Origin of the sequence: Streptomyces sp. NPDC057271, from assembly GCF_042668715.1 — a bacterium.
Classification (GTDB): Bacteria; Actinomycetota; Actinomycetes; order Streptomycetales; family Streptomycetaceae; genus Streptomyces.
In genome coordinates this window covers 95,224-107,229 of the sequence record NZ_JBHUYJ010000014.1, presented here as the reverse complement: position 1 = coordinate 107,229, position 12,006 = coordinate 95,224, and the positions used below count along the sequence as shown (strand labels likewise).

The 12,006-nt window shown below is 68.7% G+C and carries 4 protein-coding genes; 2 read left to right on the top strand and 2 right to left on the bottom strand.

Going from position 1 to position 12,006, the window contains the following annotated elements; all coding sequences use genetic code 11:
* Nucleotides 1-7,911 (bottom strand): amino acid adenylation domain-containing protein (locus ACFUJR_RS10120; RefSeq protein WP_383178041.1); only part of this gene is annotated, 7,911 nt, incomplete at its 3' end.
* 143 nt (nucleotides 7,912-8,054) lie between these two features.
* Nucleotides 8,055-8,939: a sterol desaturase family protein gene (locus tag ACFUJR_RS10115; protein WP_383178044.1), complete on the bottom strand. Its 885-nt coding sequence runs from the start codon at nucleotides 8,937-8,939 to the stop codon at nucleotides 8,055-8,057.
* A 191-nt stretch (nucleotides 8,940-9,130) separates the two neighbouring features.
* Here ACFUJR_RS10115 and hppD point away from each other — a divergent pair, with 191 nt between their 5' ends.
* Together hppD and ACFUJR_RS10105 are read left to right on the top strand one after the other, a co-directional pair.
* The gene (gene hppD, locus ACFUJR_RS10110; protein WP_383178047.1) at nucleotides 9,131-10,243 is read left to right on the top strand and encodes a 4-hydroxyphenylpyruvate dioxygenase; all 1,113 of its coding nucleotides are present in this window, start codon (nucleotides 9,131-9,133) and stop codon (nucleotides 10,241-10,243) included.
* The gene (locus ACFUJR_RS10105) at nucleotides 10,240-11,592 is read left to right on the top strand and encodes a PLP-dependent aminotransferase family protein (protein ID WP_383178050.1); all 1,353 of its coding nucleotides are present in this window, start codon (nucleotides 10,240-10,242) and stop codon (nucleotides 11,590-11,592) included. The genes hppD and ACFUJR_RS10105 overlap by 4 nt, the downstream gene beginning before the upstream one ends.
* Nucleotides 11,593-12,006 lie beyond the last annotated feature (414 nt).

Genomic DNA, 12,006 nt, shown 5'->3' with positions numbered 1-12,006 from the left:
CGGGCCCTCCAGGTCCAGTCGGATCCGTGAGGTGTAGACGTCGGAGACGCCACCGTCGTACAGAGAGTGGAAGAGAATCCCCTCCTGCAGCGGGGCGAGGGAGAGAACATCTTCGGCGTCGGGGTAGCGCTCGAGCAGCGCCTCGAGTTCCGCCTGGTGAAGGCCGGCAAGAGGGAAGTCGGAGGGGGTGTGCCCACCGACCCCGGGCCGGCCCGCTGCGTCCGCGAGGGTGCCCAGGGCCTGGAACCAGGTGTCGGCGAGGCCCCGTACCCACTGCTCCGAGAGTATGCCGTCGGCCCATGTCAAGGTGACCGAGAGCTGCGGCCCGTCTGTGCCCTCGATGGTGATGGCCCTGACTTCCAGGGCATGAGCCAGCGCGGTTCCGGGGTGCGCGTCCGCGGTGAGGGCGCTTCCCTCGGTTGCCAGCGTCCAGCCATGGGTGTCCTGGGGAGTGGTGGCGCGCCCAAGGTAGTTGAAGCTGATCTGCGGCTTGCACGCGTCGGCGAAAAGCTGCGTGGTCTCGGGGTTGAGGTGGCAGAGCAGGCCGTAGCCGACCCCGCTGCCGGGTACGGCCCGCAGCTGTTCCTTGACCCGCTTCACCGCTTCCGTCAGAGCGGCTGGATCGTCGGGACGGACCTCGCCGGGATCAAGGCGTACGGGGTGAACGGCGGTGAACCAGCCCACCGTGCGGGTGAGGTCGAAAGGGCAGTTCTCCTCGTCGCGGCCGTGGCTCTCCAGGTCGAGGAGAAGGCCGTCGCCGCGGGGCTGGAGGTGGTTGACCGCGGTCGCCAGGATGGCGAGCAGGATGTCGGGGGCCGTGCCGTGGAACGCAGCGGGGAGGGCGCCCAGCAACGGTCCGGTGGTCTCGGCGGGCAGGATGCGGTTGAGCGTCCTGACGGTGGCACGGGTGTCGCGCACCGGGTCCAGCAGGCGGCTGCCCAGCGGCGGTTCGCGGCGCTGAAGGAGATCGCTCCAGTAGGGCACTTGCACCAGCAGAGCAGGGTCCTGGGCTTGTTCGTGCAGATGCCCGGCCCAACGGCGGAAAGAAGTGGCGACCGGTTGAAGCCGCGCGGGGCGGCCTGCCCTGGCGGCGTGCCAGGCTTCGGCGAGGTCCGGGAGGAGTATCCGCCAGGACACCCCGTCGACCGCCATGTGGTGGATCGTCAGGAAGAGAAGTCCGGGCCGCTCGGGCCCTGGGTCGAACCACACTGCCTGCAGGACGGCACCGGTCTCGGGGCTGATACGCTGCGCCGCCGCCGAGGCATCGGCGGCCAGGACGGCGTCGAGGGTCTCTGGCGCCAGGGCGGCCACGGACACCCGGCGGACCAGTGCGCGTGCGTCCACCGCGCCTGCCTCCAGTACGTTCAACTCCCCGTCGCCCGCTCGGGAGAGCCGGAGGCGCAGGATGTCGTGATGGTCCAGCAGGGCCTGCACGGCCGTGGTGAGGTTCTCCTCGCCGAGCTCCGCGGGGACGTGCAGGAGCACCGACTGCTGCACCCCGTCCACAGGACCGCCCCGTCGCACCATGGAGCGCATGGCAGGGGTGAGCGGCACGGGTCCGGTGCCTGCGGTGTCATGGGAAGGCGCCGCGCCCTCGCCGCTCTCGCCGCAGGCCTCGGCCAGAGCCGCGACCGTCTGGTGGGCGAACACGTCCTTGGGTGTGAAGACGGCCCCGGCCTGCCGGGCGCGGTTGACCAGCTGGATGGAGGTGATGCTGTCGCCGCCCAGCGCGAAGTAGTTGTCGTCGATCCCGACCTGCGCCACGCCCAGGACCTCGGCGAACAGCCGGCAGAGCAGCTCCTCGCGAGCGTTGCGCGGACCGCGGAACTCAGTTCGCGTGGTGCTCTCGGGGGTGGGCAGCGCTTGACGGTCCAGTTTCCCGTTGCGGGTCAGGGGAAGCGCGTCGAGGGTGATGAGGACGGTGGGCACCATGTACTCGGGCAGCGCCGCCCCCACATGCTTTCGCACGCCGTCGATGTCGGGCTTGCGCCCAGGAGCGGGGACGAGGTAGCCCACCAGTTGCTTGCCTCCCGCGGCAGTGGGCTGAACGACCACCGCGCTGTCCGCGACGTCCGGGTGGTCGCTCAGCACCACCTCGATCTCCATGGGTTCGATACGGAACCCGCGGATCTTGACCTGACCGTCCGCGCGCCCCACATGCTCCAACGTCCCGTCGGCATGCCGGCGGAACAGGTCGCCCGTCCGGTACATCCGGCTGCCGGCCGGACCGTACGGATCGGCGGTGAAGCGCTCGGCGGTCAGCCGGGACATTCCCAGGTACCCCCGGGCCAGACCATGCCCGGCCACATACATCTCACCCACCACGCCAGGGGCCACCGGCTGGAGATGCTCGTCCAGCAGATACATCCGCAGGCCATCGCGCGGCCTGCCCAACGGCGTGGTCGAGCCGGGCGCGTCGTGCGCGGTCATGGTGTTGGCCGTCGCGAACATCGTGGTCTCGGTCGGCCCGTACCCCGCCGTCACCCGCGCCCCGGGAACCTGGGCGAGTACCGCGCACACCGCGGACGGCGGAATGGTGTCCCCACCGGTGAAGACCTCACGCAGCCCCGCCAGACAACCCGGATCCTCCTCCGCGACCGTACGGAACAGACCGGCGGTCAGATGCAGCCGTGTCACGCCGTGCTCCGCCACGGTCCGCCGGATCTCGGCAGGGACGACCTCGCCCGGCCGAGGCAGCACGATGGTGCCCCCGGTCAGCAACGGCACCCAGATCTCACATGTCGAAGCGTCAAAAGCATGCGGGGCGTGGAACAGGATCCGCTCCGGCGACGGACCGCGCCAGCGGCTGTCCAGTGCCAGGCCCAGAACTCCACGATGTGTCGTCGCGATGCCCTTGGGAACACCCGTCGTACCTGACGTGTACATCACGTAGGCCGTCTGCTCCGGGTGCGGCCATGCCGTCGGCGGACGTGGGTCAGCCTGCGACGGCGTGGCCGTCAGGTCCAGGATCTGCACATCGGCCGGGAGCATGCGGGTGTCAGCGGTCGAGTCGGTCAGCACAAGGCGCGCTTCGGCCTGGTCGAGTACGGAGCGGATACGTGCTGCTGGGCTGCGCGCGTCCAGCGGCACGTAGGCGGCACCGGCCCTCAACACCCCGAGCATTGCCACCACCAGCTCGGGTGAACGCTCCATGAGGAGCGCCACATGGTCTTCCGGCAGCACGCCCAGCGCGGTCAGCCTGCCCGCCAGCTGGTCCGACCGCTCCGCCAGCTCAGCGTAGGTGAGTGCGCCGCCGTCCCAGGCGACGGCCGGCTCCCGGGGGTTCCGGGCGGCCTGCGCCGTGAACGCCTCGGACAGGCCGATCTCCGGCAGGTCTCCCTCGGAGGCGCGCCACTCGGCGGACATCCGGCGACGCTCCTCTTCCGAGAGCACGTCCAGCCGGCCGATGGGCGTGGTCGGCTCGCTCGCGGCGGCCGTGAGCAGTCGCACCAGACGCGCCGCGATGGCCTCCGCCGTGTCCGGGTCGAACAGGTCGGTGCTGTACTCCAGCGTCGCGGCGATGCCGGCGGGAACACCGTCGTCCGTGTACCGCTCGGAGACGTGGAACTCCAGATCGAACTTGGCCACGCCGGCGTCGGGGTGCACAACACCCGTCTCAAGGCCGGGGAAAGCCAGGTCTGAGAGCGGCGTGGCCGGCGGCGCGGTGAGGGAGACCTGGAACAGGGGATGGCGGGACAGCGAACGGGCGGCGCCCAGGGCATCGACCAGGCGGTCGAAGGGGTAGTCCTGGTGAGCGTAGGCGGCCAGCGCGGTGTCGCGCGCCCGCTCCAGCAGTTCGGTGAAGGCAGGGTTGCCGCTGGTGTCAGTGCGCAGCACCACGGTGTTGACGAAGAAGCCGACCAGATCCTCCAGCGCCTGGTCCGTGCGTCCCGCGATGGGCGTCCCGAGAGGGATGTCGGTGCCGGCACCGAGCCTGGTGAGCAGAGCCGCCAAGCCGGCCTGTACGGCCATGAACACGCTGGCGCCATGGCTGCGAGCCAGCGTGCCGAGTGCCTCATGGACGGCGGCCGGGATCTCGAACGGCAGGGTGGCGCCGCGGTGGGAGGTCTCGGCGGGCCGCGGACGGTCCGCCGGAAGCGGCAGGACCTCCGGCAGGCCGTGCAGCTGCCGGCGCCAGAAGCCGAGTTGTTCGGCGCCCAGGCTGCTCGGGTCGTCCTCGTCGCCCAGCAGCTGCCGCTGCCACAGGGTGTAGTCGGTGTACTGGATGGGCAGCGGCTCCCATTCGGGGGAGCTGCCCGCCGCCCTCGCCGTGTAGGCCCGCGACAGGTCACGGGCCAGCGGGACGCCTGAGGAGCCGTCGCCCGCGATGTGGTGCACCACTACCAGCAGCACATGTTCCTGGGCGTCGAGCCGGAACAGAACCCCGCGAAGCGGCAGGTCCTGCGCCAGGTCGAAGCCGCGGCGGGCTCCCCGCTCCAGCTCCTCGGCCAGACGACGGCCGTCGGTCTCGACCAGCGGAAGGTCGATCCGGACGGATTCGGCGGCGCGTACCACCTGACACGGTTCCCCGTCCTGCTGTGTGAAGACCGTGCGCAGGCTCTCGTGGCGGCGGGCCAGGTCGGTGAGGGCGGCCTCCAGCGCTTCGCGGTCCAGCGGGCCGGTGAGTCGTAGCCCCAACGGCACGTTGTAGGTGGCGCTGGGTCCCTCGAGCCGGTGGAGGAACCACAGGCGCCGCTGAGCCGGGGAGAGCGGGACGCGTTCGGGCCGGTCCATGGGCGAGACCGGTGGCCGGGGCCGGGTGCCCGGGCCGTCCAGCGCGGCCTGTTCCAGGTGCGGGACCAGGCCGGCGACCGTGGGCGCCTCGAAGAGCGTGCGGATCGGCAGCTCAACACCGAGCAGTGAGCGGAGCCGGCTGATCAGGCGTGCCGCAAGCAGAGAGTGGCCGCCGAGCTCGAAGAAGCTGTCGTCGATGCCGACCTGTGTGCGGCCCAGGATCTCCGCGTACAGCTCGCAGAGCGTTTCCTCGAGCGTGGTCCGCGGACCACGTCCGGTACTGCCGGCTGAGAGGTCGGGGGCGGGCAGAGCCCCGCGGTCGAGCTTGCCGTTGGACGTCACCGGCAGCGCTTCCAGGAAGACGAAGGTCGACGGCACCATGTGGTCGGGAAGGACACATGCGAGATGCGCCTGCAGATCCACCGGCTCCACTGGTGCGGTGGGCTGCTTGCGCACGACATAGGCGACCATACGCTGGTCGCCCGGCCTGTCCTCGCGGGCGACGACGGTCGCGGCGCCCACCGCCGGATGTCCGGCCAGCACCGATTCGACTTCGCCGAGTTCCACCCGGAAGCCGCGGATCTTGACCTGGTGATCCGTGCGCCCCAGGTACTCGATTACGCCGTCGACTCGTTGACGGGCGAGGTCGCCGGTCCGGTACATGCGGCTCCCGGGCGGCCCGTAGGGGTCGGCGACGAACCGCTCGGCGGTCAACGCCGACCGGTCCAGATAGCCGCGGGCCAGCTGGACACCCGACAGATACAGCTCGCCGGCCGTCCCGGACGGTGCCGGCCGCAGCGCGCTGTCGAGAACGTACAGCCGGGTGTTCCACACGGGCCGGCCGATCGGAACCGGACCGCTCACCCCGCGCGCGCATTGCCAGGAGCTGACGTCCACCGCGGCTTCGGTCGGGCCGTAGAGGTTGTGCACGGCGGCGGGCAGCGTGTCGTGGCAGCGTTCAACGAGCTCGCGGGGCAGTGCCTCACCGCTGCACACCACTGCGCGCAGGCTGGTGCACCGCGCGGCCTGCGGCTCCTCGGCGAACACGCGCAGCATCGAGGGGACGAAATGAGCCACGGTCACCCTGTGGCGCTGAATCAGCTCGGCCAGATAGGCCGGGTCCTTGTGCCCCTCGGGTCGGGCCAGTACCAGCGTCGCCCCTGTGAGATGGGCAAGGAACAACTCCCAGACCGATACGTCGAAGCTCACCGGCGTCTTTTGCAGTACCCGGTCTCCGGCTCCCACGCCGAGGGCCTGCTCCATCCACAGCAGACGGTTGACGATCGCTTCATGGGTGACGGCAACGCCTTTGGGACGGCCGGTGGTCCCTGACGTGTAGATCACATAGGCCGGGTGCCCGGGCAGGAGACAGGAGCCGGCTCCGTCAACCGGTGCGGTACCGTCCTGAGGACCATCGTCCGGGGCGTCGAGCAGCACCCGCGGGATCCCGGCGGTGTCCGGAAGCACCTCGGCAACGCCGGAAACCGTCAGCACGCACACCGGAGCGGAGTCGGCGATCATGTACGCGATGCGGTCGGCCGGGTACGAGGGATCCACCGGCACATAGGCAGCCCCGGCCTCCAGCACCGCCCGCACAGCGACCAGCAACTCCACCGAGCGCGGCAGCACCAGCGCCACACGGCGCTCCGGTCCGGCACCCAACGCCACGAGTCGCCGCGCCAGCGCCTCCACCCGCGCCTGCAACTCGGCGTAACTCACTTCGGCGTCCTCGAACACCACGGCCCGGGCGCCGGGAGTGCGCGCCGCCTGGGCACGCAGCAGCTCCGGCAGCGTCGTGGGCGCCGTCTCCACCTCGGTGCGGTTCCACCCGGCCACCGCCCGCTCCCGCTCGCGGGGCGAGACCAGGTCCATCCGTCCGACGGGCGACTCGGGATCGGATGCCACCAAGGCGGTCAGGAAATCCAGGAAACGGTCCTGCAGTGTGGACAGTTGCTCCTCGGTGTAGAGCGCCGGGCTTGCGTCGAAGTCGACCCGCAGCTTCTCCGACTGGCCCGGGCGACCGCCGTAGAAGACCATGTACAGGTCGTCGACCGGCCCGTTGGAGAGGTTGTGCATCGCGCCGGGCACGTCGCCGAACCGCAGATCGTAGTCGAACGGCATGATGTTGACCGTCGGTCCGTACAGCCGCCTGCCGCTGCCGGTGATGCCGAGGTCGTGGCGGAGTTCCTCGTGCCGGTACCGCTGGTGTTTGAGCACGTTCTTGATCTCGGTGGCCGCTTGGCGGGTGAGGTCGAGCACGCTCATGTCGGGAGTCACCGACAGCCGTAGCGGCAGCACGTTGCTGACCATGCCGGGCACGTTCTGCGATGGGCCGCTCAGCCGGGCCGACACGGGGAAGCCGAGCACGATGTCCCGAGCGCCCGTCATACGATGGAGGTATGCGGCGGCTGCGGCGGTGATCACCCTGGGCCAGCTGGAACGGGCCAGACGGGCGATGGCGCGCAGGCCCTTGGTGACGGAGGCGTCCAGGGTCACCGTCCGGCGGTGCATGCGGTGCGCGGCGGGAGCACTCTCCTCGGTGAAGCTCACCGGCTCGGGGCGGTCGGCGAACCGCGCGCGCCAGTATTCCGCGTCCTCGGCGTGGTCAGCCGAGGCGTGGTATTCGGCGTCCTCCTCCAGCAGTACGGACAGCGGCGGCAGGGCTCCCGCTTCGGGGTCGGCGCGCGTCAGCAGCGCCGTGTAGATCTGGGCGACCCGGCGAGCGAAGACGGCGGCACCGAAGGCGTCCGTAGCGATGTGATGGGTCATCAGATAAAGCAGGCACCGGTCCTCGGCCACCCGGAAGAGCCTGAAGGTGGACAACGGAACGCGGTCCATGGCTCTGGGCTCGGTCATGTCGGCATGCATCCACGCGATCGCGGCCGATTCCGGGTCGCGCTCCGCGCACAGGTCGCTGTAGGACAGCGTCCATTCGTCCAGCGGCTCGACGAAGAGTCGGAGTTCGCCGTTCTGCTGTCGCACGCAGCAGCGTGCCGCTTCGCTCTCTTCCATGCACCGGCGGATGGCCAGCTCCAGCAGCTCGCGGTCCAGCAGGCAGGGTATGTCGATGTACACGCCGATGTTGTACGCGGGGCTCCGAGGATCGAGCTGCTGCCCGAACCAGATACCCCGCTGCCCTGCGGTCGGCGCGATCCCTGTGTTGCGGGCGTTCTGCATCGCTACTCCACGGGTGTGTACGAGTGATTCATGGTGGCCCGAAGACTGCTGATGATGTGGTTCTGGGTGGATCTGTGCACGCTCTCCCGCAGCGATTCCTGAAGGCGTGGATCGGCGTGGTCGACGGCCTTACCAGGGCCGAGTCATGTCTCCCGGTCATCGCGAGGGACGACGAAGGCGTCCGTCAGGGCCGGGTATCCCTTGCTGCCCGGGAGATGGACGAAGACCCGGACGCGATGGCGCCAACCACGTGTGGCGGCGATGTCACGCCCGATGGCCACCCACTCGTGGGTGGCGACCCGCCACGGGTTGTATGTGTCGATGTTCTTGCGCAGGCCGTACACCGGGCGGACGGTCTCCGGCGCGAAGCTGCCGAAGACCCGGTCCCAGACGATCAGGATGCCGCCGAAGTTGCGGTCCAGATAACCACCTTGGGAAGCGTGGTGCACGCGGTGGTGCGAGGGAGTGTTGAAGACGTACTCCACCGGGCCCGGGAGTCGGCCGATCCGCTCGGTGTGCAGCCAGAACTGGTAGACGAGGTTGACCGTGGCGCAGAACGCCAAGGCGGCGGGGTGCACTCCGGCCAGGATGATCGGTATGTGGAAGGGGAAGGAGAAAGCGCCGAACCACGGTGACCGCACGGCGGTGGAGAAGTTGAAGTAGCGGCTCGAATGATGCACGACGTGTGTCGCCCAGAGGAAGCGCACGACGTGATGGCTGCGATGCTCCCAGTAGTAGCAGAAGTCCTGTGCCAGCAGGATCAGCGGTAGCGTCGAGCACAGCACCGGCACCCGCAGCGGAGTGACCGTATACAGCGCGGAGTACACCACCAGAGGCGGGATCCTCCACAGCAGTCCGAACGCCAGAGTGCCTGCTCCCATGGTCATGCTGGTCGCCGTGTCCTTGGCGGAGTAGCCCAGTTCCTCGTCATCGGAGTGGAATCGGTAGGAGAGCCACTCCACGACGATGAGCAAGAGGAAGGCCGGTGCGGCCCACACGAGGATCTGAGGCAGCTCGGTTTCGGACACAGAGCACGCTCCTGCGGTTGGCCTGAAGGGTTCCACCGTGGTTCGAGGTCGTTAGTGACTGCACACGCGCTGTTACAGCCATGGGTTCAACAACGCCCAAAGAAGAACGCCCATGTCGTCGAACCAGGTCGTATGACTCGACGTGCAGGAGATCACTGGCTGGAACCCGACGGTACGTGGAGGTGGTAGAGATGCGCGTTCTGTCATCGGAGGGCATCCTGCAGTCGCTGACTTTGAGCCATGCAGAGCTGTATACAGACGACTTGACACGCACGATGGCTCGCTTTGTCGAGGACTACGGCTTCGAGGCCGTCGCTCACCGGGCCCGGACCTCACCGGGCGGTGCGAGATCTGTCGTGCTGTGTCAGGGGAGTGCCACCCTGGTGGTGACCGAGGTGCAGTCGCCCGGCCATCCGGTCGCCGAGTACGTGAACCGCCACGGGGAGGGAGTGGGAGATCTGGCCCTGCGCACGGCTGACGCGCGGGAGGCGTTCCGGGTCGCCGTGGCACGCGGCGCTCGGCCGGTCCACGGCCCCATCGAGCAGGACGGCTTCGTCCTTGCGGCGATCAACGGGTTCGGCGATGTACGGCATACGCTGGTGCAGCCCCCGTCGGGCGGCCGGCATGATGCCCCGCTGCCAGGTTTCATCCCGGTGGCCGGCCAGGGTGCCGCCAGTTCTCCGGGGGAGAGTTCGGGCCTCACCGCCATGGATCACTTCGCGGTATGCGTGCCCCCGGGCACGCTGGACGAGGCCACCGGCTATTACGCTGACGTACTCGGCTTCGTCGCGATCTTCGAGGAGCGCATCGAACGCGGTGACCAGTTGGTGGACTCCCGGGCCATCCGTAACCGGTCTGGCGACTGCACCTTGACCATCCTTTCGCCCAGACCCGGCCACGCCCCCGGCCAGATCGACAGCTTCCTTGAGGCGCACCGGGGCGCCGGGGTCCAGCACATCGCCTTCTCCACGCCGGACATCGTGCGGTCCGTCTCACTGCTGCGCGATCGCGGTACCGAGTTCCTGACCGTACCCAACAGCTACTACGATCTGCTCGGGCAGCGGCTCACAGTGAAGGGCCACACCCTCGACGAATTGCGTGAGCTGAACGTGCTGGCCGACGAGGATCACGACGGGCAGCTGTACCAGCTGTTCAGCAGATCCACGCATGTGCGACGCACTCTGTTCTTCGAGATCATCCAGCGGCTCGGAGCCCGGGGCTTCGGCGGCGGCAACGTCAAGGCCCTCTACGAAGCAGTGGAAACGGATCAGTCGGCCGGCGCACGGGCAGGAGTTACGCGTTGACCACCACGGCATCCGATCGCGAGGCGGCGCTTCTTCAGCTGAACGACCTGCACCCCTCACTCAATGCCCCGGCGCTGTCCGCGATGACCTTCCTCAACGAAGTGGCCGAACGGTTCTCCGGCGCGGTCTCGTTCGCGGCCGGCCGACCGTTCGCGGGCTACTTCGACGTGGAGGACATCCACCGGCATCTGCGCACGTACTGTGAGCACCTGAGATCTGAGCGGGGATTCGGCGAGCAGCAGACTGCCGCCGCCTTGCTCCAGTATGGTCACACCAATGGTTTGATCAACGATGTGATCGCCCGCCATCTGCAGAACGACGAAGGTATCTCGGTCAGTCCCGATGCCATCGTGGTGACCGCGGGGTGCCAGGAGGCGATGTACCTCACGCTGCGCGCGCTCCGCCGCGACGAGCGGGATGTTCTGCTCGCCGTCACCCCGACGTATGTGGGGATCACGGGCGCGGCACGATTGGTCGACATGCCGGTCTTGCCTGTGGCCGACGGCCCGGACGGCCTGGATTTGGCGGATCTGGCCGCTGTGGTGCGGCAGGCCCGTTCCCGGGGGCTGCGGCCCCGCGCCTGTTACCTGGTGCCGGACTTCTCGAACCCCACCGGGGTCAGCCTCTCTCAGGAGACCCGCACGGCACTGCTGTCTCTGGCTGAGCAGGAGGACATCCTGCTCCTCGAGGACAACCCGTACGGACAGTTCACCCTGGACGGCCCACGCCGCCCGACGCTCAAATCCCTGGACACGACTCAGCGTGTGATCTACCTCGGCTCGTTCGCCAAAACCTGCTTCCCCGGCGCGAGAATCGGTTATGCGGTGGCGGATCAGCCGGTCGTCGATCCCGGTTCGGGTATCGGGTGCCTCGCGGACCACCTCTCCAAGATCAAGAGCATGGTCACCGTCAACACCTCGCCCATCACCCAGGCTATCGTCGCGGGCAGACTTCTGGAGAACGGCTACAGCCTGGTGGCGGCCAACCAACGGGAGACCGCGGCCCACCGGGGTAGGCTGCGGCGGCTCCTGCGGGGCTTGGCGGAGCGCTTTCCCGAGCCGGCCGACGGCAGCCCCGCCCAGGTGCGGTGGAACACGCCCGACGGTGGCTTCTTCGTCGTGGTGTCAGTGCCCTTCACGGCGACCGACTCGCTTCTGGAGCACTCCGCCCGAGTGCACCGCGTCCTGTGGACACCGATGCACCACTTCTACGACAACGCGCCCCCCATGCGCAGGCTGCGCCTGTCCTGTTCCGCGCTGTCTCTTGAGCAGATCGACGACGGCCTCGACCGACTCGCGTCCTTCATCCATCAGCACACGCCACGGGAGCAAAAGGAGTCAGACGTCTGACGGCTGGCGGAGCGGGTCGATCAGCAACTGGTGTCCTGAATCAGATATTTGGCGTTGGTCTGGTGGGGTCTCTCCGAGCAGTACGAGCAGAGCCCGGGCTCACTCGGAGCGATGGGCGAGCACCTCATGCAGCTTGAGTCATGGATGCACTCTCGGTGAGCTTTCTTTCATCCTGTGCTGGTGGGTGAAATGGGCTGGTCAGCGGGTGTGGTGACGAGGCAGGGCCCCTCGTCGCTGGCGTGGTGATTTCACTCATCACACCGGCGACGGCTACCGCTACGACCACGCCCACGTCTCCGGCCCCCTCGCCGGGTGCCTGGCCGACTGCCACGAGCCGCGCACCGACGAGGACCGGTTCACCGACCACTCTGCCCTGACGGTTGCCCTGGCGCTCACCGCCACGGCGCCGTTGGA

Excerpts from the sequence above, each read along its gene's own strand:
- hppD (WP_383178047.1), top strand. The coding sequence starts at position 9,131 with ATGCGCGTTCTGTCATCGGAGGGCATCCTGCAGTCGCTGACTTTGAGC.